Source organism: Mycobacterium sp. IDUB_17 (assembly GCF_055419465.1).
Genome location: NZ_JBVAXS010000006.1, coordinates 22757 through 45393, shown reverse-complemented (window position 1 = coordinate 45393; position 22637 = coordinate 22757). Strand labels below are relative to the sequence as shown.

The window sequence follows — 22637 nt, the reverse complement described above, 5'->3', positions numbered from 1 at the left end:
AGGCCGGATTGCACCTGGCCGGTGCTCAGGCCGGATTGCACCTGGCCGGTGCTCAGGCCGGATTGCACCTGGCCGGTGCGGAAGCCAACGTCGCGGCCGGACTCGTCGCCTGGGGCATCCCCGCCTCCTTCGTCGGTCGCCTCGGCGACGACGGCTACGGGGACCTGATCAGGTCGGAGCTGACCGCGCGCGGCGTCGACATCTCCGCGGTCGAGATCGACCCGACCCGGCCCACCGGGTACTACGCCAATCTCACCGCGCTCGACGAGGCGGGGGAGGTGTGCAGCGTCAGCAAGTGCAGCGGGGCCGGCTCGGCGGCCTCCGCGATGGCGCCCGGATTTCTGGACTCGGCCGCCGTCGTGTCCGTACTCGCGAGCGCGTCGGTCGTGCACTGCAGCGGCATCACACCGGCTCTGTCCGATACCTGCCGGGCCATGATGCGCCGGTTGCTCACCGACCGGCCCGGCATCAACGCGCTGTTGAGCTTCGATGTGAACTGGCGCGAACAGCTGTGGCCCGACGGCGATCCGGCCGAGGTGGTGGCCCTGGCCAACCTGGCCGACGTGGTGCTCCTGGGCGCCGACGAGGCGCTTCGCGTCGCGGGAACCGACGACCCGGTGGCGCTGCGTCGCATCCTGCCGGGTCCGGAGATACTGGTCATCAAGGACGGTGCAGACCAGGCCTTCGCGGTCGACCGGACCGGCGATGTTTTCGTCGCCCAGGCGTTGCGCGTCGACGTCGTCGAGCCGGTGGGCGCCGGCGACGCCTTCGCCGCCGGATTCCTCAGCGGTGTTGTGCGCGGCGAGGATCCGGAATCGTGCCTGCGGCGCGGCCACATCGGAGCCGCCGTCACCCTGACTGTCGTGGCGGATTCGGCCCCGCCACCGCCTGATACGGCGATCGAGCACCTGCTCGCCTGCACAGACGGAGAGTGGGCGGCGACGAAGGTGAGTGAGGTCGGGTTCACGGTGTGCGGGAGCAAGCGGTGAGTCAAAGTGTCGCGCGGGCACTACAACTCTTGATTCAGCTGGGAAACGGTCCGGCCGGCCTGGACGAGCTCGCGGCCGCAACGGATGTGCACAAGACCACCGTGATGAGGCTGCTGCGCACACTGACCGACGAGCGGTTCACGTTCCGCGACAACAACAATCGCTATCACCTCGGCTCCCGGATCTTCGAACTCGCCGCCCACGGCACCAATCAGCGGGAGATCCGCCAGATCGCCTCGCGACATCTCGTCGAGTTCAACCGCGAATACGGCCGCACCACCCACCTCGCCGCGATGGAAGGCGGCGCCATCGTGTACATCGACAAGCTCGAATCACACGATCAGATCCGGATGTACTCGCGAATCGGCCTGACCGCCAACCTGAATTCCACCGCCGTCGCCAAGGTGATCCTCGCCGACCTGCCAGATGCCGAGCTGCGGCCGATCGTCGCCGCGATGGACTTCACCCGCCGCAGCGCCAACACCATCACGACGCCGGAGGAGTACCTGCGCGAAATCGAGGCCGTGCGGGTTCAGGGCTGGGCCCAGGACCGCGAAGAGAACGAGCCGTCGATCAACTGCGTGGGCGCTCCGATCCGCGGTGCGAACGGCCGCGTCGTCGCGGCGGTTTCCGTATCGGTTCCCGACGTCGTGTTGCCTTTCGGACAGGTCCTCGAACTTCTGCCACCGTTGCAGGCGATGTGCGAACGCATCTCGGCCGAATGCGGCTATCGGCCGTCGTAGCTCGACCGGGAAATCATCGAAAACACCGCAAGCAGAGGAGATTCCACCGTGCCCGATTCCCAGGTCATCCGCACCGATGACGCGCCGGCGCCCGCACACACCTTCAGCCAGGGCATCCGTAAGGGCGGGTTCCTGCAGGTGTCCGGTCAGGGTCCGATGGACCCCGCGACCAACACCTACATCGGCGAGGGCGATGTGCGGGTGCAGACCCGTCGCACGCTGGAGAACGTCAAGGCGATCCTGGCGGCCGGCGGCGCCGGTGTCGACGATGTCCTGATGCTCCGGGTCTACCTCACGACGCGCAACGATTTCGCGGCCATGAACGAGGTATACGGCGAGTTCATGGCCGAGAACGTCAAGTCCGACCAGCTTCCGTGCCGGACAACGGTGTTCGTCGATCTCCCGCACGAGGTCATGCTGGTGGAGATCGACGCGCTGGCCGTCGTCGGCTAACTCGGCAGACTAACTCAGCAGACCGCGTGCCACGTGGGTGATCTGCACCTCGTTGCTGCCGGCATAGATCATCAACGACTTGGCATCGCGGGCCAACTGCTCCACCCGGTACTCGGTCATGTAGCCGTTGCCGCCGAACAGCTGCACGGCATCCATTGCGACGTCGGTGGCGGCCTGCGAGCAGTACCACTTGATCGCGGAGGCCTCGGCGAGGGAGATCGTCGCCCCCTTCTCGGCGGATTCGATGACGCGGAACAGCATGTTGCGCACGTTCATCCGGGCCACTTCCATGTTGGCCAGCTTGAGCTGGATCAGCTGGAACTGGCTGATTTCCTGGCCCCACAGGGTGCGGGTCTTGGCGTAGTCGACGCTCAACCGCAGGCATTCCTCGATCACGCCGAGCGCCATAGCGGCGACCCCGATGCGTTCGGCCGAGAAGTTGGACCGGGCGCTGGCCCTACCCTCGTCGGGCCCGTCGGACCCTTCGGTCTCACCGAGCAGCCGGTCGCGTCCCAGCCGGACGTTGTTGAAGAACAGCTCACCGGTGCGCGATGAGTGAATGCCCATCTTGCGGAACGGCTTCGACTGCTCGAAGCCCTCCATGCCGCGGTCGAGGACGAAGGTCAGCACCTTGCGGTTGCGCTTGTCCGCGCCATCCCCTTCATCGAGCTTGGCGTAGACCACCACGACGTCGGCGTCGGGCCCGTTGGTGATGAACGTCTTCTGGCCGTTGAGGATGTAGTCGTCACCGTCACGGGTGACGTAGGACTTCATGCCGCCGAAGGCATCCGAACCCGAATCGGGTTCGGTGATCGCCCAAGCACCGATCTTCTCGTAGGTCACGAGACCGGGCAGCCACCGTTCCTGCTGGGCCAGGGTGCCGCGGCTCTGGATGGTCGACACGGTCAGGCCCAGGCTGACGCCCAGCCCGGTGACCAGGCCCATCGACACCCGGCACAGTTCGCTGATCAGGACGAATCCCATGCCCGGCGATCCGCTGCCGCCGAACATTCCGCCGCGGGCACCCGAGGGCTTGGCGTCCCCGCTGCGCAGCTTCTCCAGTCGCTTGTCCAGCGACTCCTTGGCGAGGGCGTCAATACCGAACGTGGCGAACAGCTTTCGCACGATCGGGTACGGCTCCATGTCTCCGCTCTCGAGCTCGTCGAGGTGCGGGCGGATCTCCTTGTTCACGAACTCACGAACCGCGTCGCGCACGGCGATGTCTACGTCAGACCAATCAAGCATCTCGACAGCTTAGACAGGTGTCAAAGTCAGGCCGCGGGGCGGCGGGCGGGCCGCCGCAGCGCCGGCAGCGAGAACGTTGTGTGCACCAGGGCTCCGGCCCGGTCCAGCAGGGTCTTGCTGCGCGGCACGTAGTGCATCGGTAGACCCCAGCGGTCGCGTGGCGGGGCCATGAAGCCCGGTGCTTCCACCAGGGGACCGTCGGCGGCCAGCTTCCCGGCCGCGCGGCGGTACGCCGACAGGGCGCGCGGGTGCAGCCTGATCTCGTCGGGCACCGCGACGAACGCCAATTCGACCGCCTTGCCGAAGATCCGCAGCAATACCTCGTCGCCGGGCGTCCACCGCATTCCGGCCTTTTCCCGCACCGCCGGGTCGAACAGGCCGGCCGCGATCCAGCGCTGTGCTCCGACAAGGGGTTTGAACAGTTGGTCCCAGACCGGTGTCGGCATCAGCACGAACCAGGGCTTGGGGATCCGGATGGTGAAGATGTCAAGGGTGGCCCGGTTGATCTCGAGCTCGTCGCGGCACTTGGCGTCCCAGTACTCCTGAAAGTCCTCCCAGCTGTTGGGGACCGGCCGCATGCTCATGCCGTACATGCGGTACCACTGCACATGTTCATCGAACAGCTGTTGCTTCTCGGCTTCGGTCAGGCCGCCGCAGAAATACTCCGCGGTCTTGATGATCAACATGAAGAACGTGGCGTGTGCCCAGTAGAACGTCTCCGGGTTCAGCGCGTGGTAGCGCCGCCCCTGGCTGTCGACACCTTTGATGGTGGTGTGGAAACCCTTGATCTGCGCGCCGGTGTCCGCCGCGCGGTCGCCGTCATAGACCACGCCCATGATCGGGTACACCGACCGGGCCACCCGCTGTAGCGGCTCGCGCAGCAGGATCGAGTGCTCCTCGACGCCGGCGCCGAGTTCCGGATACATGTTCTGGATCGCGCCGATCCAGACGCCCAGCATCCCGGTGCGCAGGTCGCCGAAGTACTTCCAGGTCAGCGAATCCGGGCCGAGTGGATTGTGCTCGGTGCCGGTGGTGGCTCGTGTGGTCATTGGGTCCTCGTTGACTCGTCATGACGTGAATCACAGCTGAGGCCAACGATAGTAGTGACAACGCGCGTTGTCTACGCCGCCGCGGCGCGTCGCCGCGCACTGTTATTCGGCGGCTACCGTCGCGCCACAGCGCTGTGACCAGCCGGGTTTGCCGGCACCGGGAGAGTGTGGGCATACCGGCTCGCAGCATGATTGCCGCCCGGTCCGCGCGCCACTTACTCTGGCGCTGTGGATGGCGAGCCTCTCGATGACCCGTCCGGCCGAGTCGGGGATGTCGAGCAGGCGCCGCAACAGCGCCCGGTGCGGACACCCGGGTTGCCGGGTCCGCTGGGTTGGCTGCAGAGCGCCAACCGCAGCCCAGCCGTCGTCGACCTGGTCCGGCGGTGGCGTCGGGCGTTGCCCGGAGATCCGGATTTCGGTGACCGGCTCTCGGCGTCGGGCGAGGGCGGTCCCCGGGCCGCGGCGCGGGTGGCTGACCGACTGCTGGACCGTGACGCCGCCTCGCGTGAGGTGAGCCTGGGCGCATTGCAGGTGTGGCAGGCGCTGACCGAACGTGTCTCGGGAACCCCGGCCAATCCCGAGGTGACACTGGTGTTCACCGATCTCGTCGGGTTCTCATCGTGGTCGTTGCGCTCCGGCGATGATGCCACGTTGCGACTGCTGCGCCGGGTGGCGCAGGTGATCGAGCCGCCGGTGCTGGAAGCGGGCGGTCACATCGTCAAACGCATGGGCGACGGCATGATGGCGGTGTTCTCCGACCCGGAAACCGCCCTGGGGGCGATGCTCGTCGCGCTCGACGGAGTGAAGAGCATCGACATGGACGGCTACGCGCCGCGCATGCGGATCGGCATCCACACCGGCCGGCCGCAGCGCATCGGGTCGGATTGGCTCGGCGTCGACGTCAACATCACCGCCCGGGTGATGGAACGTGCTGCCAGGGGCGGCTTGATGATCTCGCACACCACGTTGGAGGGCATCTCGGAAGGCGAGCTCACCACCCTGGGTGTGACCGTCAAACGTGAACGGCGGCAGATATTTTCGGCGAAGCCGGAGGGTGTTCCCGACGATCTGATGATGTACCGGGTGAAAATTCCCAGGCGGCTGCCGGCCGGCGAACATGAGGGTGACGGGGTGCCGGGCGCATAGGGGTGCGGTGCTCAGGGGGAGCGTCGGTGCTGGGCGCACTCACCGCAGCGCGGCTCGGTTCTATTGGAAAGGGTCGTAGTCCGGTTGGAGCGCCGGCGGGGGTGGGGGCGCCTGTCGTGGGGGTGGCGCGTACGTGGGTGGCGGAGCGACCGGCCTGGTGGTGACGGTGGCGGGTTCCGCGGGCAGCGCGCTGCTCGGCGCAGGCGCGGCAGGTGTCAATCCGAGCATCGCCAGCTGGTCTGCGGTTGAGGGCGTGACGAAATAGGACTTGGACTTCGGCTGGAGGACCAGCACCACGATCGCGATCGCGAGGAGAAGTACTGCGGCGCTGAGGATCAGCGTCAGCGTCCGGAACCATGAGACCTGGCCGCCCGGCGCCAGCACGATGGTTACGACGGCGACGGCTGCGGTGACCGCGATGCCGATGAGCATCGGCGTACGCGCGGTTCCACGTCGGCGGGCGTACTGAACGGCCAGCCATACCAGTGCCCCAGCGACGCCAACCGAGACCGCCGCCAATGCCACACCGGGAAATGTGGTGCCGCCGTACATGAATTCGAGCTCCGGTAGCGCCAGCAACGTGCCGATGGCGCCGACCACGAGCAGTGCGGCGATCCCACCCACCAGGTAACCGGCCAGGAAAACCGTCCACGGCGGGCCGCCTGCCTTCCACGGAGGCACCGTGGACGACCCGGTGTGCGCGAGCGGCGTTGGGCGCTCCGGCGTTGCGCGGTGTAGCACCCCAGTCCAGCCCGGCGCGGTTGGTGGCGGAGCCGGCTGCGGTGGAGCGGTGTACTGCGGTGGCGCGGTGTACTGCCGTGGCGCGGGGTCGGCGAACGGATCGTAGTTACCAAAGGGATCCAGTGACACGGTCAGCCTCCGTTTCCGGCTTTGCGGCGACGCCACCACAGCACGCCGCCGGTTACGAGCCAGGCGGCCACGGGCAGGGTCACCAGCAGATAGAAGAACGGCTTCGAGGTCGCGGGGTTCGGGATTTCGTACGGCGTCCAGGACGTCGGTTGCTGCGGCCAAATCTGGCTCAGCGGAACAGAAGTGGTGATGCCGCCGACCCAGATATCGTCACTGGACTGCTGCTCGATCGGACCGACGATCGACGGACCCGCAGTGGTGGCGATGGACTGGTACTTCGACGTGAACTCCTGTTCGCCGACGTCCTTCAGTTCGATCTTGCTGAAGTCGACGCCTCCCCAGGAACGGCCTCGAGTCCACGTTCCGTCAGCGTCCTTGGTCTTCCAGCTGAAGGTCGGCTTGGCGTGGGTGTACGAATAGACGTAGCGGTCGAAGACCTCACGCGAGTTCCACGGCACGGTCCACGCGGCGACGTCGCCTGAATCGATGACATCCGCATACTGAGTTGGCTTGTCCGCGTTGCGCTTCCGATACCACTCGGCAGCGATCCGGCTGGCGTACACCCGGCGCAGATCGGCGAACTTGGGATCATGATTGATCGCCTCGATCACCGCGGGCATGATCATGTCCTGGTACACCTTGCCGTTTTGTGCGGTGATCGCCGGATCCTGGCCGTCGCATGATTCGTTCGGGCTGATATCGCTGTCTTCGAGCCCGACCTTGACCGTCAGTGGTGCGTCGATGATGTACAGCTGGTCGCCGTCCTCCCGAACCGTAGCCGGCGTGGGCTCTATCCATTGCCGGCGGCCCAGGAAGCATTTGTCCGTGCCGCGCAGTGTGTCTTCGAATCGTTTGCCGAGCGGGGTGTCGTCTCGCTGTAGCCGGCCCGACACCTCCTTCATTTCGAGGTCTGCCTCAAGCAGCACCTGACCCGCTTGGGTCTTGCCGAACTCCCCGTCGATGACACGGTCCGGCTCGGTGGGATTCAGGTTGACCCAGAATTTGTCGGGGGACAGCGCCATCCAGACGTAGAAGGCGTCCATGGCCATCTGGGCGTTGCGCTGCCCGCCGTAGGACGGCGCATCATCAGACGTGGTGCTGGCACGGAACGCGTACTGCATTGCCGGTTTGCCTGCGACGGTGTCGGTGACATAGCGCAACTCGAGCGTCGAGAAATCGATACCGCCGTAGTCGATTGCGGGCGCGGCAGGTGCCAGAGGAGCCTGCTGGGGTGCTGGTGCCGCAGGAGCGGGGGCCGGTGCCGCAGGAGCAGGCGCCACCGGTACCGGTACTGGTATCGGAATCGGCGCCGCCGGTATCGGCACAGGAATCGGCGCTGCCGGTATCGGCACCGGTACGGGGGCCGGCGCCGGAATGACGATCGGCGGTGGCGCTGCAGCAGGCGCTTGCGGGGCCGGGACAGCTGGAACCGCAGGCGCGGGCACCGGCCGTTGCTGTGGCGCCGGCGGTTGTGCCGGTTGGTGTTGTGGTGCCGGTGCCGGTGCCGGTGCCTGGCCGGCCTGAACCTCGATGGGCGCCGGTTTCGGCTGCTGCACGGGCGCCGGTTGCGCTGGCTGTTGCGTCGGATTGGCGGTTTGATCGAGTGCGACCTCGATCTCGTCTCTGACCGCCTGATCTTCGGGGCTGTCTGGTGCGTCTCCCAGCGGGAGCGGCAGCGAAGCCGCGCCACCCGGGCCACCTGGACCGCCTGGTTCTTCGGGTACGGCCTTCGTCGGCCAGTACTTGACGCAGACCGCCGTCGGCATGGTTGTGCCGTCATTCCTCAGCTGATCCAGGGTGCGCTTGATCCAGCGCTGTGTGGCGGGGCTGGGCAGCCTGCCGAACATCATCACCAACGAGGACCCGGTTTGGCCGGCCATCTTGACGTGGTCGATGAACTGTTTTCTTGCGTGCGACGCAAGCGAGTCCCCGGACTTGGCTTCGACGATGGTCCACAGCCGTGGCGGAACCTTGTTGGTCACGTTGGTGATATCGAACACCGGTCCGTTCGGGAGGATCCCGGGGTCGATCTTGGAGCCCTTGATCCAGCCCGCCGACTCGCTGCCGGCCAGCTTCCACAGTTCGTTCCACAGAAAGTCTTCGAAGGCAGGTCCGACTCGCCGGTTCTTGATGACGGTGATGTAGTTCGTCTTCCACCGCTGGAAGGCCATCGGCTTAGCGCCGGCCATGGTCCTTTTGATTATGTGATTGCGCCAGGCGATGAGCATGTGATTCTCGGTGCCACCGGGCAGGCCCTCGTCTTTGAGCTCGTCCAGTTCGTCCTTCGACGGTTCCTCGACCGATTCCAGCCCCGGATCCAGCCCCGGATACCTGTACTCGACCGTCTTGTCTTGAGGTGCGACCTCGGTGGCATCGAATCCCGGCAGGGCGAACCCAGTGGTGCACTCGCCGTAGGCCCCGTAATCGGCGCGGGCTGTCGGACCCCCCAGCCACGTCGAGGTGGCGATGACCAGCGCGAACACCATGGCGTAAGTGACGAGCCGGTGACTGGTCATGGCTTTCCTGCCCAGCGGTCGTAGTAGCCGCGGGCTTTGGGTTGGCCTTTGGTGATGCCGAGGCGGAAGAGCCGGAACGGGCTCGTCACATCCCTGTCGTCATTGCTCTGCACCTTGTACTCGACGAGCGCGGGGTCGCCGGGATCGGTGAGGTAGTCGACGTAGACCCAGCGTGAGGGTCGGTTGCGGCGCAGCATTTCGCCGAGGTACCAGCAGGCGCCTGCGAGTAGGTCGGTGTTGGCGGGGTCGTTGATGGCCTCGACGGTGGGGGTGTGGTGGTGGATGAGGTCGGTGAGTCGGTCGATGGATTCGGGGGTGAAGTCCCAGTTTCCGGGGTAGCGGTTGGCCCATTGTGGGAAGTCGCGTTGGCGGGCGGCCAGCCAGTCGTCGAGGACGGGTGAGGGCGGTGGGCTGGGCAGTAGGTCGATGCCGACGACGCCGGGTGGGGGTGGGGTGGTGACCTTTTCGCTCCAGGCGGTGAAGGTCTGCACGAGTGGTCCTGCGTTGGTGGGTCGGTCGATGACGGTGGCGACGAGAAGGTGCAGGGGTGAGACGGGGTTGAGTCCGAGTCCGTCGCCGGGTACGGCGATGGGGATACCGGCCGGGGTGCCGGCGGGGTTGTCGTCCCAGCCCCAGTAGGTGGCGGTGATGCGGCCGCGTAGCGCGGTGTCGGTGAGGGTGGGTTGTGCGTGTTCGGCGAAGCCGGGTTGGTTGTCCCAGTCCCAGTGTCCGGCGGTGAGGTGGGTCAGGGTGAGTCCGATGTAGGCGATCAGTGCGCGGATGACGGGGCGGTCGTCGTCGGTGAAGACGTCGTCGGGTTCGTGGAACAGGGTGGTGATGACGTGTTCGAGTGCGCGCAGTGATTGGGCCGAGTAGTCCAGGGCGACCCCGTAGGGTTCGGCCAGCCCGGCCAGTCCCGCTACCGCGGGCGAGATCCCGTCATCCCATTCATCAGCCAACTTCTGACGATCCACCTGGCAACCTTCTGTAGCAATTGTTGTGTCCGAGGCACGAACTTTCCGCCGGTGAAGACTGCGCACCGTACAGCGGTTGACCCGGGCAGCTGAATATGCGAAAAGGCTACGTCGGCAAACAGTCCTGAGGCGGCGAGATTGATCCGTTCACAAGCGTAACGGCATTCATCGGGCGCCTCGCGCGCTAATTTGATTTGGCTGCCCAGCGGTCGTAGTAGCCGCGGGCTTTGGGTTGGCCTTTGGTGATGCCGAGGCGGAAGAGCCGGAACGGGCTCGTCACATCCCTGTCGTCATTGCTCTGCACCAAGTAGGCGAAGCCGGGTTGGTTGTCCCAGTCCTAGTGTCCGGCGGTGAGGTGGGTCAGGGTGAGTCCGATCCCGCTACCGCGGGCGAGATCCCGTCATCCCACTCATCCATCAGCCAACTTCTGACGATCCACGTCGTCATCGTCTCCGATCTCGGCTGAGTTCGTTGTCGCAGGTTCAGTCTGAGCCGGTGGAAACGGATTCGAAGCCTGATCAGGCCATCGCCTATGATCGCCGGGTGGCTGAGCAGCCCAGTGATCTCTCAGAAGAAGCCCTGACCAAAGCCGTCAGCGCGGCCCGGCATGCCTTTGAGCTGGCCGGTGACCTTGACGCGCTCGCGCGCGCCAAGACCGAGCACCTCGGCGATCGTGCCCCGATCGCCCTGGCACGCCAGGCGTTGGCGACCCTGCCGAAGGCTGACCGCGCCGACGCCGGCAAACGGGTCAACATTGCCCGCGGCGAGGCCCAGCGTGCGTACGACGAGCGGCTGGACGCGTTGCGCGCCGAGCGCGACGCCGCGGTGCTGGTCGCCGAGCGCATCGATGTGACGTTGCCCTCGACGCGCCAGCCGGTGGGCGCCCGGCACCCGATCACGATCCTGGCCGAGAACGTCGCCGACACCTTCGTCGCGATGGGCTGGGAGCTGGCCGAGGGGCCCGAGGTCGAGACCGAGCAGTTCAACTTCGACGCCCTGAACTTCCCGCCCGATCACCCGGCCCGCAGCGAGCAGGACACGTTCCAGATCGCCCCGGACGGCTCACGTCAGGTGTTGCGTACCCACACCTCGCCGGTGCAGATCCGGGCGCTGCTGGAACGCGACCTGCCCGTCTATGTCGTTTCGATCGGGCGGACCTTCCGCACCGACGAACTCGATTCAACCCACACGCCGGTGTTCCACCAGGTGGAGGGGCTGGCGGTGGACAAGGGCCTGACCATGGCGAATCTGCGCGGCACGCTGGACGCGTTCGCGCGGTCCCAGTTCGGGCCGGAGGGACGCACCCGGTTCCGTCCGCACTTCTTCCCGTTCACCGAGCCGTCCGCCGAGGTCGACATCTGGTTCCCGGGCAAGAAGGGCGGCCCCGGCTGGGTCGAATGGGGCGGCTGCGGCATGGTCAACCCGAATGTGTTGCGCGCCTGCGGTATCGACCCCGACGTCTACTCCGGATTTGCCTTCGGCATGGGATTGGAGCGAACCCTGCAGTTCCGCAACGGAATTCCTGACATGCGCGACATGGTCGAGGGCGATGTCCGGTTCTCGCTGCCGTTCGGGGTCGGTGCCTGATGCGGATTCCTTTCAGCTGGCTGCGTGAGGCCGTTCGTGCCGGCGCGCCGGATTGGGATGCGTCGGTCGAGGAACTCGAGCAGACGTTCATCCGGATCGGACACGAGGTCGAGGAGATCATCCCGATCGGCCCGGTGAGCGGACCGCTGACCGTCGGCCGGGTTGCCGAGATCGAGGAACTCACGGAGTTCAAGAAACCGATCCGGGCCTGCAAGGTTGATGTCGGTATCCAGAATGTGGACGGCGAGCATCGCGACATCGTCTGCGGGGCGACGAATTTCGCGGTCGGCGACCTGGTGGTGGTGGCGCTTCCGGGAACCGTATTGCCCGGCGACTTCACCATCGCCACCCGCAAGACCTACGGCCGGGTTTCCGACGGCATGATCTGCTCGGCATCAGAGATGAACCTGGGCGTCGACCAGTCAGGCATCCTGGTGCTGCCCGAGGGCACCGCCGATCCGGGTACCCCGGCGGCGGAGATCCTTGGTCTGGACGACGTGGTGTTCCACCTGGCCATCACGCCGGATCGCGGTTACTGCCTGTCGGTGCGAGGTCTGGCTCGCGAGATCGCGTGCGCCGATGATCTGGACTTCGTCGATCTGGCCGACGTACCGCCGTTGCCCGCCGAGGGTGAGGCCTGGCCGCTGACCGTCGAGCCCGGAACGGGCGTGCAGCGTTTCGGGCTGCGCCCGGTCACCGGCATCGATCCGGCGGCAGTGACGCCGTGGTGGATGCAGCGACGGCTGATGCTCAGCGGCATCCGTGCCATCTCGCCGGCCGTCGACGTGACCAACTACGTCATGCTCGAAATCGGCCACCCGATGCACGCCCACGACAGCAGCCTGATCACCGGCGGTTTCGCGGTGCGCTTCGCCCGTGACGGCGAAAAGGTCGTCACCCTCGACGATGTCGAGCGCACCTTGAACTCGGCCGACGTGTTGATCGTCGACGACGTCGCGACCGCCGCGATCGGCGGCGTAATGGGCGCGGGCACCACTGAGGTACGTGATACCACCACTGATGTGCTGCTGGAAGCCGCAGTGTGGGATCCGGCCGCGGTGTCACGCACGCAGCGCCGCCTGCATCTGGCCAGTGAGGCCGGCCGCCGTTACGAGAGGTCGGTTGACCCGGCCATTTCGGTTGCCGCACTGGATCGTTGCGCGACCCTGCTGGCCGAGATCGCCGGCGGTACCGTCGCGCCGACGCTCACCGACTGGCGCGCGGACGGGCGCACCGACTGGTCTCAGCCGGCCATCGAGATCCCGGCCGACCTGCCGGACCGCACCGCGGGCGTCGAATATGCCGCGGGCACCACGGCACGGCGGCTCACGCAGATCGGCGCTGTTGTAACCGGGACCGATCCGCTCACCGTGACCCCGCCGAGCTGGCGACCCGACATGCGTCAGCGTGCCGACCTCGTCGAGGAAGTGCTGCGGCTGGAGGGCCTGGAGTCCATCCCGTCGGTGCTGCCGACAGCACCGGCCGGGCGTGGCCTGACCGCGGTGCAGAAGCGGCGCCGGGCCATCGGAAAGTCACTGGCGCTGGCCGGATTCGTCGAGGTCCTGCCCACACCGTTCCTGCCTACCGGCGTGTTCGACACGTGGGGCCTGGCCACCGACGACCCTCGACGCAACACCACCAAGGTGCTCAACCCGCTGGAGGCCGACCGGCCGCAGCTGGCCACCACGCTGCTGCCCGGATTGCTGGAAGCGCTGGGCCGCAACGTATCCCGTGGCGCAGCCGATGTCGCGCTGTTCGCGATCCAGCAGGTGGTGCATCCCACGGCCGAGACCCGGTCCGTCGAACGCATCCCGAACGACCGCAGGCCCACCGACGAGGAGATCGCCGGGCTGGACGCCTCCTTGCCGCATCAGCCGCAGCATGTCGCTGCGGTGCTCGCCGGGCTGCGGGAGCCTGCCGGACCGTGGGGCCAGGGACGTCCGGTGGAGGCCTCCGACGCTTTCGAGGCGGTACGGGTGATCGGCCGGGCGGCCGGGGTGGAATTCACCCTGCGCGCCGCCCAGGAGCTGCCGTGGCATCCGGGCCGCTGTGCCGAGGTGGTCGTCGGCGACACGGTGGTGGGTTACGCCGGCCAGCTGCATCCGGCGGTCGTCGAGCGGGCGGGCCTGCCAAAGGGCTCGTGCGCCGTCGAACTCGACCTCGATGCCGTGCCGATCGTCGAGGTGCTGCCCGCGCCGTCCGTGTCACCGTTCCCCGCGGTGTTCCAGGACATCAGCGTGGTGGTCGGTGACGAGGTGGCCGCGGCCGCCGTCGTCGACGCCGTCCGTGACGGGGCCGGCGAGCTGCTCGAGGACGTCCGGCTGTTCGACGTCTACACCGGCCCGCAGATCGGGGAGGGCCGCAAGTCCCTGACCCTGGCGCTGCGGTTCCGGGCTGCCGACCGGACCCTGACCGAGGACGAGGCCAGCGCCGCCCGCGACGCCGCCGTCGCGGTCGCCGGCGAGCGGGTCGGCGCCGTCCTGCGCGGCTGATTTCATTCTGCTCGGCGCAACAACTCGACGCCGTCACCGCGCAGGTGCGGAAGCGCAGCCGATTCACGTCCGGTCGCGAGCAGGAGCAGCGCCGAGACGGGCCCCTCGATGAGCGGCCCGGCCCCAGCAGCCCAGCCGGTGTCGACCGCGCATAACCGGTACGGAGCCAGCCTCGTGGTGGCCCGGAACGGGAACCGCGGATTCCAAACCCGTTCCAGTGCCAGCTGTGCTGCCTCAGTGGGCATTTCGTGGTGAAGGTTCAGTGGTACCGCGATGTCCTGGCCGTGCACGAGAAGGTCCATCAGCCGATCGGTTGCTGTGGTGCCGACGGCGGTGAAGCGCGACCCGATCGTGTTGCGCATCTCGTTGAGCAGCTGACGGTCGTCGCTCTTCGTGGCATGGCGAATCGCGGTAGTGCACACCATGCGGTCGAGGCTGCCGCGAGCGCGCAACAGGTTGACCAGAATTCGACCGACATTGGCCTGGGTCGACAGCGTCACGTGGGCCACCACGTCTCGGACCTGCCATCTGTCGCACAGGCTGGCGTGGCGCCATTGCGATGCGCTGAGCTGTTCGAGTAGTTGCAGCAGGCTGCGTCGTTCTGCGTCGACGGCGCGCCAGATGTCCTCGGTGTGCATGCGGCTTACGCTAGGAACTCCAGTCGGGTGGAGGTTCAAGGCACTGTGACGCACGGCACAAGCATCGGTGAGTTGTCGCGGCTCACCGGCGTATCGGTGCGGACGATCCGTTACTACTGCGATGAAGGCCTGCTGGACGCACGTCGGAGTTCCGGTGGCCACCGCGTTTTCGAGGCCTCGGCGGTCGAGTCGCTCACCCTGGTCAGACGGTTGCGGGCGGCTGGTCTCGGCCTGAACGCCATCGGCGACATCCTGGCCCGCCGGGTATCGATCGGTGACGCCGTGGCGGTCGAGCGACGAGCCGTCGACGCGGAGTTGGCCGGCCTGGCGAGGCGTCGGGCCTCGTTGGAGGCGTTGTCCACTGCGCAGGGGGGACGTCGTGGACACGACGTTCTCGTCGAGTTCTGGCGGCGATTGTTCGCAGGGGCGACGTCGGCGGACGTATTCGACGGGTTCGTGGAGATGACCGTGCCGCGACCACCGGGGGAGGCAAGCCCGGCGCGTGTTGTCGCGTACGCAGAACTTGTGGCCCTCGCCCGGCAACCGGCATTCGGCGCGGTGATGGCCAGGCAACTGTGGCGGTTCGAACCGGGTCGCATCAGCGATCGTCGGGGGCTCGTGATCGGCGTCGCGGAGGCTTGTGACATGGCCTTACTGCTCGTGCACTCCGGACGGCCGCCGTCGGGTGGGCCGGCTGTCGACAGATTCGTCGACGCCCATGCCCGGGCCCGCCAGGATGCTGACACGCCCCCGTTTCGGCGTGCGCTCATCGCAAACGCGGGCGCCGACACCGATCCCGATGTCCGTCGGTACTGGGATCTTTTCAGTGAGATCGCAGGTGAGACGACTACGGTGGGTTCCATCCAGCGCTGGCTTTACGACGGGCTCCGCCTCGGCGCCGCATAGCCAATTAATGAGTTTGCATCTGCATGCATAACAATGCAGAATTGCGGTATGACTTCGATAGCGGTGGCCGGCGCCAGCGGCTACGCCGGCGGAGAGATCCTGCGATTGCTGCTCGGGCATCCGGCCTACGCTGACGGCCGGTTGACCATCGGGGCGTTGACCGCGGCCTCCAGTGCCGGGACGACGGTGGCCGAGCATCACCCGCACCTGCTGCCGTTGGCCTCCCGTGTCCTGGAGCCCACCACCGCCGAGGTGCTGGCCGGTCATGACGTGGTGTTCCTCGGGCTGCCGCACGGTCATTCCGCTGCGCTCGCCGAGCACCTCGGTCCCGACACCCTGATCATCGACTGCGGTGCAGACTTCCGGCTGACCGACGCCGCCGACTGGGAGAAGTTCTACGGTTCACCGCACGCCGGCAGCTGGCCCTACGGGCTGCCCGAACTGCCCGGCGCCCGGGACCGGCTCAAGGACACCAAGCGCATCGCGGTGCCGGGTTGCTATCCGACCGCCGCACTGCTGGCGCTCCTGCCCGCCGTGGCCGGCGATCTCGTCGAACCGGCCGTCACTGTCGTAGCCGTCAGCGGCACTTCGGGTGCGGGCAAGTCCGCCAAGGTGGACCTGCTGGGTTCCGAGGTGATCGGCTCGGCACGTGCCTACAACATCGCCGGCAAGCACCGGCACACCCCGGAAATCGCCCAGGGACTGCGGTCGGTGACCGACAAGGACGTCACCGTCTCGTTCACCCCGGTGCTGATCCCCACCTCCCGCGGCATCCTGGCCACCTGCACCGCCCGCACCGAGGCATCGGAGGCCGAGGTCCGGGCCGCTTACGAAAAGGCTTACGACGCAGAGCCGTTCATCTACCTCCTGCCGGAGGGGCAGCTGCCCAAGACCGGGTCGGTGATCGGCAGCAACGCCGCGCAGGTCGCGGTCGCCGTCGATGAGCAGGCGAAGACACTGGTGGCCATCGCCGCCATCGACAACCTCACCAAGGGAACCGGCGGCGCTGCGGTGCAGTCGATGAATCTGGCACTGGGCTGGCCCGAAACCGAAGGACTTTCGATCGTGGGAGTGGCACCTTGACCGAGTCGACGCAAACCGGGACGGCCCAGGCCGCCAAGCTGATCCGTACCCAGGGCGTGACCGCCCCGGCAGGTTTCCGGGCCGCCGGAATCGCCGCCGGTATCAAGGCATCCGGCGCACCGGACCTGGCCCTGGTATTCAACGAGGGACCGGACTACGCGGCAGCTGGGGTGTTCACCCGCAACAAGATCAAGGCCGCGCCCGTGAAGTGGTCACAGCAGGTGCTCACCACCGGGCGGCTGCGCGCGGTGGTGCTGAACTCGGGCGGCGCCAACGCCTGCACCGGCCCGCTGGGCTTCCAGGACACCCACGCCACCGCCGAGGCCGTCGCCACCGCGCTGAGCGACTGGGGCACCGAGACCGGCGCCATCGAGGTCGCGGTGTGCTCGACGGGCCTGATCGGTGACCGGTTGCCGATGGACAAGGTGCTGGCCGGCGTCACCGAGATAGTGCACGAGGTCGCCGGTGGACTGACCGGCGGAGACGACGCCGCGCGGGCCATCATGACCACCGACACCGTGCCGAAACAGGTTGCGCTGCACCATGCGGTGGAATCGGGGGAGAACTGGACCCTCGGCGGGATGGCCAAGGGTGCCGGCATGCTGGCGCCGTCACTGGCCACCATGCTGGTGGTGCTGACCACCGATGCCGTCGCGGATTCCGCGGCACTGGACACCGCGCTCAAGCGGGCCGCGGCGCTGACCTTCGACCGGCTTGACGTTGACGGCAGCTGCTCGACCAACGACACCGTGCTGCTCCTCGCGTCGGGCGCCAGCGAGATCGCGCCGAGCCAGGACGATCTCAACGAGGCCGTGTTGCGGGTCTGCGACGACCTGTGCGCGCAGCTGCAGGCCGATGCCGAGGGCGTCACCAAGCGGGTCGTCATCACCGTGACCGGCGCCGACACCGAGGACGACGCGCTCGTCGCGGCACGCGTCATCGCTCGCGACAGCCTGGTCAAGACCGCACTGTTCGGCTCCGACCCGAACTGGGGCCGGGTCCTGGCCGCGGTCGGTATCGCCCCGGTCAAGCTGGATCCCGAACGGATCAGCGTGTCGTTCAACGGTTCTCCGGTGTGCATCGACGGGGCCGGCGCCCCGGGTGCCCGTGACGTCGACCTGTCCGGCGAGGACATCGTCGTCGTCGTGGACCTGGCCGTGGGCTCGCATGAGGCATCGATCAGGACCACCGACCTGTCACACGCCTACGTCGAAGAGAACTCGGCCTACAGCTCATGAGCCAGGCCATCGAGCGGGGCGTCAAGGCCCAGGTGCTCGCCTCGGCGCTGCCGTGGCTCAAACAACTGCACGGCAAGATCGTCGTCGTCAAGTACGGCGGCAACGCGATGACCGACGACACCCTCAAGGCGGCCTTCGCCGCCGACATGGTGTTCCTGCGCAACTGCGGCATCCATCCCGTGGTGGTGCACGGCGGCGGGCCGCAGATCAGCGCGATGCTCAAGAAGCTCGGCATCCCAGGCGATTTCAAGGGCGGCTTCCGGGTGACCACTCCCGAGGTCCTCGATGTGGCGCGCATGGTGCTGTTCGGTCAGGTGGGCCGCGAGCTGGTCAACCTGATCAACGCCCACGGCCCCTACGCGGTGGGTCTCACCGGGGAGGACGCGCATCTGTTCACCGCGGTGCGGCGCAGCGTCACCGTGGACGGGGTGGCCACCGACATCGGGCTGGTCGGCGACGTCGAACACGTCAACGCCGACTCGCTGCTGGATCTCATTGCCGCGGGCCGGATTCCGGTGGTCTCGACCATCGGTCCCGATGCCGACGGCGTGGTGCACAACATCAACGCCGACACCGCGGCCGCGGCGCTGGCTGAGGCGCTGGGCGCGGAGAAGCTGGTGATGCTCACCGATGTGGAGGGCCTCTACACCGACTGGCCCGACCGCTCCTCGCTGGTCACCGAGATCGACACCGCGGCACTGACGCAACTGCTGCCGTCACTGGAATCGGGCATGGTGCCCAAGATCGAGGCCTGCCTGCGGGCGGTGGCCGGCGGCGTGCCGAGTGCGCACGTGATCGACGGCCGCGTCGAACACTGCGTGCTGGTCGAGCTTTTCACCGATGAAGGAACTGGAACCAAGGTGGTGGCGAAGTGAGCCTGCAGGACCGCTGGGAAGCGGTGATGATGAACAACTACGGCACCCCGCCGTTGGCTCTGGCCAGCGGTGACGGCGTCGTGGTGACCGACACCGACGGCAAGTCCTATCTGGACCTGCTCGGCGGCATCGCGGTCAACCTGCTCGGGCACCGCCACCCCGCGGTCATCGAGGCCGTCACCACCCAGCTCAACACGCTGGGGCACACGTCCAACCTGTACGCCACCGAGCCGGGCATCGCGCTGGCCGAGGCGCTGGTCGGGCATCTGGGAACTCAGGCCCGGGTGTTCTTCTGCAACTCGGGCACCGAGGCCAACGAGGTCGCCTTCAAGATCACCCGGCTCACCGGTAAGACGAATATCGTTGCCGCCCAAGGTGCCTTCCACGGCCGCACGATGGGGTCGCTGGCGCTGACCGGCCAGCCCACCAAGCAGGCCCCGTTCGAGCCGTTGCCGGGCAACGTCACGCATGTGCCCTATGGCGACGTGGAAGCCCTTGCCGCCGCGGTCGATTCGCACACCGCCGCGGTGTTCCTGGAACCGATCATGGGGGAGGGCGGCGTCGTCGTCCCACCCGCCGGATACCTGGCTGCCGCCCGGGACATCACCACGAAGAACGGCGCGCTACTCATCCTCGACGAGGTGCAGACCGGCGTCGGGCGCACCGGCGCGTTCTACGCCCATCAGCACGACGGCATCACCCCCGACGTGGTGACCCTGGCCAAGGGGCTGGGCGGCGGACTGCCGATCGGTGCCTGCCTGGCCATCGGTGCCGCCGGCGATCTGCTGACCCCGGGCCTGCACGGCAGCACCTTCGGCGGCAACCCGGTGTGCACCGCGGCGGCACTGGGCGTACTCAAGGCACTGGCGGACGGGGACCTGATCGCCCGCGCCGGGGTGCTCGGCAAGACCCTGAGCCACGGCATCGAGGAGCTGGGCCATCCGTTGGTCGATCACGTGCGCGGAAAGGGTCTGCTGCAAGGCGTGGTGCTGACCGCGCCGAGCGCCAAAGCCGTCGAGGCCGCTGCCCGCGACGCCGGCTTCCTGGTCAACGCCCCGGCCGCCGACGTGATCCGGCTGGCGCCGCCCCTGATCATCACCGAACCGCAGATCGAGACCTTCCTGACCGCTCTGCCCGCCGTGCTCGATACCGCTGTGGAGGCTTCCTCATGACCATCCGGCATTTCCTGCGTGACGACGATCTGTCACCCGACGAGCAGGCCGAGGTCCTCGCCCTCGCCGCCGAGCTGAAGAAGGCGCCGTTCTCGCGGCGTCCGTTGGAAGGCCCGCGCGGCGTCGCGGTGATCTTCGAGAAGAACTCGACCCGCACCCGGTTCTCGTTCGAGATGGGTATTGCCCAGCTCGGCGGCCATGCCGTAGTGGTCGACGGCCGCAGCACCCAGCTGGGCCGCGAGGAGACCCTCGAGGACACCGGGGCGGTGCTGTCCCGCTACGTCGACGCCATCGTGTGGCGGACCTTCGCCCAGGAGCGGCTGACCGCCATGGCGTCGGGATCCTCGGTGCCGATCGTTAATGCGCTGTCCGACGAATTCCACCCCTGCCAGGTGCTGGCCGACCTGCAGACGCTGGCAGAGCGCCGGGGCAACCTGGCCGGGCTGCGGATGACATATCTGGGCGACGGGGCCAACAACATGGCGCACTCGCTGATGCTCGGCGGGGTCACGGCGGGCATCAACGTCACGATCGCCGCGCCTGCCGGCTTCGAACCGGATCCGCATTTCGTCGACGCCGCCAAGCGCCGTGCGGCCGAGACCGGGGCGACGGTCTCGCTCACCGACGACGCGAGGGCCGGGTCCGACGGAGCCGACGTGCTCGTCACCGACACCTGGACCTCGATGGGGCAGGAGAACGACGGCCTCGACCGGGTGCGGCCGTTCCGTCCGTTCCAGGTCAACGCCGAACTTCTCAAGCTCGCCGACCCGGCAGCCATTGTGCTGCACTGCCTTCCGGCGCACCGTGGGCACGAGATCACCGACGAGGTGATCGACGGCCCGCAGAGCGCGGTGTTCGACGAGGCCGAGAACCGGTTGCACGCCCAGAAGGCTCTGCTGGTCTGGTTGCTGGAGAACAGGTGAGTGCACCGACGCGTGCCGGCCGCCAGGCCCGCATCATCGCTCTGCTGTCGTCCAGGCAGGTGAGCAGCCAGACCGAACTGGCCGCACTGCTGGGCCAGGAGGGCATCGAGGTCACCCAGGCGACGTTGTCGCGGGACCTGGAGGAACTCGGCGCGGTGAAACTGCGTGGCGTCGACGGCGGCGTCGGCGCGTATGTGGTGCCCGAGGACGGCAGCCCGGTGCGGGGTGTGTCCGGTGGCACCGAGCGGTTGACCCGCTTGTTGGGGGAGTTGCTGGTATCGACCGACGCCAGCGCTAATCTTGCCGTGCTGCGCACCCCGCCCGGGGCCGCGCATTACCTGGCCAGCGCGATCGATCGCGCCGCCCTGCCGTATGTGGTCGGCACCATCGCCGGTGACGACACCATCCTGATGGTGGCGCGCGAACCGATGACCGGGGCCGAACTTGCCAACACCATCGAAAACTTGAAGTAGAGCTCAAAACAAGGAGATTGCTCATGTCCGAACGCGTCATCCTGGCGTACTCCGGAGGTCTGGACACCTCGGTCGCGATCAGCTGGATCGGTAAGGAGACCGGCAAAGAGGTTGTCGCCGTCGCCATCGATCTGGGTCAGGGCGGCGAGGACATGGACGTCGTGCGCCAGCGTGCCCTGGACTGCGGCGCGGTCGAGGCGGTCGTGGTCGACGCCCGTGACGAATTCGCCGACGAATACTGCCTGCCGACCATCAAGGCGAACGCGCTCTACATGGATCGCTACCCGCTCGTGTCGGCCATCAGCCGCCCCCTGATCGTCAAGCACCTGGTCGACGCGGCGCGTGCCCACGGCGGCACCGTCGTCGCGCACGGCTGCACCGGCAAGGGCAACGACCAGGTGCGGTTCGAGGTCGGGTTCGCCTCCCTGGCGCCCGAACTGGACGTCATCGCGCCGGTTCGCGACTACGCCTGGACCCGCGAGAAGGCCATCGCGTTCGCCGAGGAGAACGCCATCCCGATCAACGTCACCAAGCGTTCACCGTTCTCGATCGACCAGAACGTGTGGGGCCGCGCGGTGGAGACCGGTTTCCTCGAGGACCTGTGGAACGCGCCGACCAAGGACGTCTACGACTACACCCAGGACCCGACGGTCAACTTCAACGCCCCCGACGAGCTGATCATCAGCTTCGACAAGGGCCGCCCGATCGCGATCGACGGTCGCCCGCTCAGCGTCCTGGAGATCATCCAGGAGCTCAACACCCGGGCCGGCGCTCAGGGCGTGGGCCGGTTGGATGTGGTCGAGGACCGGTTGGTCGGCATCAAGAGCCGCGAGATCTACGAGGCTCCGGGCGCGATGGTGCTGATCACCGCGCACACCGAGCTCGAGCACGTGACACTGGAGCGCGAGCTGGGCAGGTACAAGCGCGGCGTGGACCAGAAGTGGGGCGAGCTCACCTATGACGGCCTGTGGTTCAGCCCGCTGAAGCGCTCGCTGGAGGCGTTCGTCGAGCACACGCAGCAGCACGTGTCCGGTGACATCCGGCTGGTTCTGCACGCCGGGAGCGTCATCGTCAACGGTCGTCGTTCCGGTGAGTCGCTGTACGACTTCAACCTCGCGACCTACGACGAGGGCGACAGCTTCGACCAGAGCGCGGCCAAGGGCTTCGTGCAGCTGCATGGTCTGTCGTCCAAGATCTCGGCCAAGCGCGACCTGGGCCTCTGATGCCGAGCAGACGTAAAACTGCCCAATTTCCAGTGTTTCTAG

General features: G+C 67.3%; 20 protein-coding genes. 14 read left to right on the top strand and 6 right to left on the bottom strand.

Translation table 11 applies throughout. From position 1 onward, the window contains the following. The first annotated feature begins 8 nt into the window (after positions 1-8). Genes ACZYZ7_RS23625 through ACZYZ7_RS23615 form a run of 3 tightly spaced genes read left to right on the top strand, consistent with a single transcriptional unit; the run spans position 9 to position 2185 of the window. Positions 9-989, top strand: coding sequence for a sugar kinase (locus tag ACZYZ7_RS23625; protein ID WP_463742136.1), 981 nt, complete (start codon positions 9-11; stop codon positions 987-989). Then, positions 986-1732, top strand: coding sequence for an IclR family transcriptional regulator (locus ACZYZ7_RS23620; protein ID WP_450070530.1), 747 nt, complete (start codon positions 986-988; stop codon positions 1730-1732). The genes ACZYZ7_RS23625 and ACZYZ7_RS23620 overlap by 4 nt, the downstream gene beginning before the upstream one ends. Before the next feature lie 48 nt (positions 1733-1780). After that, entirely contained in the window at positions 1781-2185 is a 405-nt protein-coding gene (locus tag ACZYZ7_RS23615; protein ID WP_450070529.1) for a RidA family protein, read from the top strand. A gap of 9 nt (positions 2186-2194) precedes the next feature. Here the strand turns inward: ACZYZ7_RS23615 and ACZYZ7_RS23610 are convergent, their stop codons facing one another. Both ACZYZ7_RS23610 and ACZYZ7_RS23605 read right to left on the bottom strand, forming a co-directional pair. Then, positions 2195-3430 (bottom strand): acyl-CoA dehydrogenase family protein, encoded by a 1236-nt coding sequence (locus ACZYZ7_RS23610; protein ID WP_450070528.1) that lies wholly within the window; start codon positions 3428-3430, stop codon positions 2195-2197. A 26-nt stretch (positions 3431-3456) separates the two neighbouring features. After that, positions 3457-4479: an oxygenase MpaB family protein gene (locus ACZYZ7_RS23605; protein ID WP_450070527.1), complete on the bottom strand. Its 1023-nt coding sequence runs from the start codon at positions 4477-4479 to the stop codon at positions 3457-3459. Positions 4480-4707: 228 nt separating this feature from the next. Here ACZYZ7_RS23605 and ACZYZ7_RS23600 point away from each other — a divergent pair, with 228 nt between their 5' ends. After that, positions 4708-5625: an adenylate/guanylate cyclase domain-containing protein gene (locus tag ACZYZ7_RS23600; RefSeq protein WP_450070526.1), complete on the top strand. Its 918-nt coding sequence runs from the start codon at positions 4708-4710 to the stop codon at positions 5623-5625. 60 nt (positions 5626-5685) lie between these two features. On the opposite strand, the gene ACZYZ7_RS23595 is transcribed toward ACZYZ7_RS23600, so the two are convergent. The 3 genes from ACZYZ7_RS23595 to ACZYZ7_RS23585 are packed head-to-tail and all read right to left on the bottom strand — an operon-like array spanning position 5686 to position 9985. Next, positions 5686-6495, bottom strand: a complete 810-nt coding sequence (locus ACZYZ7_RS23595; protein WP_450070525.1) for a hypothetical protein — start codon at positions 6493-6495, stop codon at positions 5686-5688. 2 nt (positions 6496-6497) lie between these two features. Beyond that, positions 6498-9011, bottom strand: a complete 2514-nt coding sequence (locus ACZYZ7_RS23590; RefSeq protein WP_463741960.1) for a hypothetical protein — start codon at positions 9009-9011, stop codon at positions 6498-6500. Next, positions 9008-9985: a hypothetical protein gene (locus ACZYZ7_RS23585; RefSeq protein WP_450070523.1), complete on the bottom strand. Its 978-nt coding sequence runs from the start codon at positions 9983-9985 to the stop codon at positions 9008-9010. The genes ACZYZ7_RS23590 and ACZYZ7_RS23585 overlap by 4 nt, the downstream gene beginning before the upstream one ends. Before the next feature lie 543 nt (positions 9986-10528). Here ACZYZ7_RS23585 and pheS point away from each other — a divergent pair. Beyond that, on the top strand, positions 10529-11572 hold the full coding sequence (pheS, locus tag ACZYZ7_RS23580) for a phenylalanine--tRNA ligase subunit alpha (RefSeq protein WP_135455365.1): 1044 nt from the start codon (positions 10529-10531) through the stop codon (positions 11570-11572). Further along, positions 11572-14064 carry a phenylalanine--tRNA ligase subunit beta gene (gene pheT / locus ACZYZ7_RS23575; RefSeq protein ID WP_135455363.1) on the top strand — a complete coding sequence of 831 codons (2493 nt, stop codon included), beginning with the start codon at positions 11572-11574 and terminating at the stop codon, positions 14062-14064. The genes pheS and pheT overlap by 1 nt, the downstream gene beginning before the upstream one ends. A 2-nt stretch (positions 14065-14066) precedes the next feature. Here pheT and ACZYZ7_RS23570 read toward each other — a convergent pair whose 3' ends face one another. After that, positions 14067-14702 carry a maleylpyruvate isomerase family mycothiol-dependent enzyme gene (locus ACZYZ7_RS23570; RefSeq protein ID WP_135455361.1) on the bottom strand — a complete coding sequence of 212 codons (636 nt, stop codon included), beginning with the start codon at positions 14700-14702 and terminating at the stop codon, positions 14067-14069. 45 nt (positions 14703-14747) lie between these two features. On the opposite strand from ACZYZ7_RS23570, the gene ACZYZ7_RS23565 reads away from it, so the two are divergent. Genes ACZYZ7_RS23565 through ACZYZ7_RS23530 form a run of 8 tightly spaced genes read left to right on the top strand, consistent with a single transcriptional unit; the run spans position 14748 to position 22595 of the window. Then, a complete protein-coding gene (locus tag ACZYZ7_RS23565; RefSeq protein WP_210115527.1) occupies positions 14748-15608 on the top strand; it encodes a MerR family transcriptional regulator in 861 nt (286 codons plus the stop codon). A gap of 48 nt (positions 15609-15656) precedes the next feature. Then, positions 15657-16691 (top strand): N-acetyl-gamma-glutamyl-phosphate reductase, encoded by a 1035-nt coding sequence (gene argC / locus ACZYZ7_RS23560; RefSeq protein ID WP_450070522.1) that lies wholly within the window; start codon positions 15657-15659, stop codon positions 16689-16691. Between the two features lie 38 nt (positions 16692-16729). Beyond that, positions 16730-17929: a bifunctional glutamate N-acetyltransferase/amino-acid acetyltransferase ArgJ gene (argJ, locus tag ACZYZ7_RS23555; protein WP_450070782.1), complete on the top strand. Its 1200-nt coding sequence runs from the start codon at positions 16730-16732 to the stop codon at positions 17927-17929. Further along, the gene (gene argB, locus ACZYZ7_RS23550) at positions 17926-18804 is read left to right on the top strand and encodes an acetylglutamate kinase (RefSeq protein ID WP_135455353.1); all 879 of its coding nucleotides are present in this window, start codon (positions 17926-17928) and stop codon (positions 18802-18804) included. The genes argJ and argB overlap by 4 nt, the downstream gene beginning before the upstream one ends. Continuing rightward, positions 18801-19976 (top strand): acetylornithine transaminase, encoded by a 1176-nt coding sequence (locus ACZYZ7_RS23545; protein WP_450070521.1) that lies wholly within the window; start codon positions 18801-18803, stop codon positions 19974-19976. The genes argB and ACZYZ7_RS23545 overlap by 4 nt, the downstream gene beginning before the upstream one ends. Then, a complete protein-coding gene (gene argF, locus ACZYZ7_RS23540) occupies positions 19973-20899 on the top strand; it encodes an ornithine carbamoyltransferase (RefSeq protein WP_135455348.1) in 927 nt (308 codons plus the stop codon). The genes ACZYZ7_RS23545 and argF overlap by 4 nt, the downstream gene beginning before the upstream one ends. Beyond that, a complete protein-coding gene (locus ACZYZ7_RS23535; RefSeq protein ID WP_210115668.1) occupies positions 20878-21372 on the top strand; it encodes an arginine repressor in 495 nt (164 codons plus the stop codon). The genes argF and ACZYZ7_RS23535 overlap by 22 nt, the downstream gene beginning before the upstream one ends. A 23-nt stretch (positions 21373-21395) precedes the next feature. Beyond that, entirely contained in the window at positions 21396-22595 is a 1200-nt protein-coding gene (locus tag ACZYZ7_RS23530; protein WP_135455344.1) for an argininosuccinate synthase, read from the top strand. The last annotated feature ends 42 nt before the right edge of the window (positions 22596-22637 follow it).

What these genes read in the sequence shown, in the direction of transcription:
- ACZYZ7_RS23610 (WP_450070528.1), bottom strand. Translation starts at nt 3,430, where the DNA reads ATGCTTGATTGGTCTGACGTAGACATCGCCGTGCGCGACGCGGTTCGT.
- ACZYZ7_RS23530 (WP_135455344.1), top strand. Translation starts at nt 21,396, where the DNA reads ATGTCCGAACGCGTCATCCTGGCGTACTCCGGAGGTCTGGACACCTCG.
- ACZYZ7_RS23570 (WP_135455361.1), bottom strand. Translation starts at nt 14,702, where the DNA reads ATGCACACCGAGGACATCTGGCGCGCCGTCGACGCAGAACGACGCAGC.
- argB (WP_135455353.1), top strand. Translation starts at nt 17,926, where the DNA reads ATGAGCCAGGCCATCGAGCGGGGCGTCAAGGCCCAGGTGCTCGCCTCG.
- argF (WP_135455348.1), top strand. Translation starts at nt 19,973, where the DNA reads ATGACCATCCGGCATTTCCTGCGTGACGACGATCTGTCACCCGACGAG.
- argC (WP_450070522.1), top strand. Translation starts at nt 15,657, where the DNA reads ATGACTTCGATAGCGGTGGCCGGCGCCAGCGGCTACGCCGGCGGAGAG.
- ACZYZ7_RS23605 (WP_450070527.1), bottom strand. Translation starts at nt 4,479, where the DNA reads ATGACCACACGAGCCACCACCGGCACCGAGCACAATCCACTCGGCCCG.
- ACZYZ7_RS23590 (WP_463741960.1), bottom strand. Translation starts at nt 9,011, where the DNA reads ATGACCAGTCACCGGCTCGTCACTTACGCCATGGTGTTCGCGCTGGTC.
- pheT (WP_135455363.1), top strand. Translation starts at nt 11,572, where the DNA reads ATGCGGATTCCTTTCAGCTGGCTGCGTGAGGCCGTTCGTGCCGGCGCG.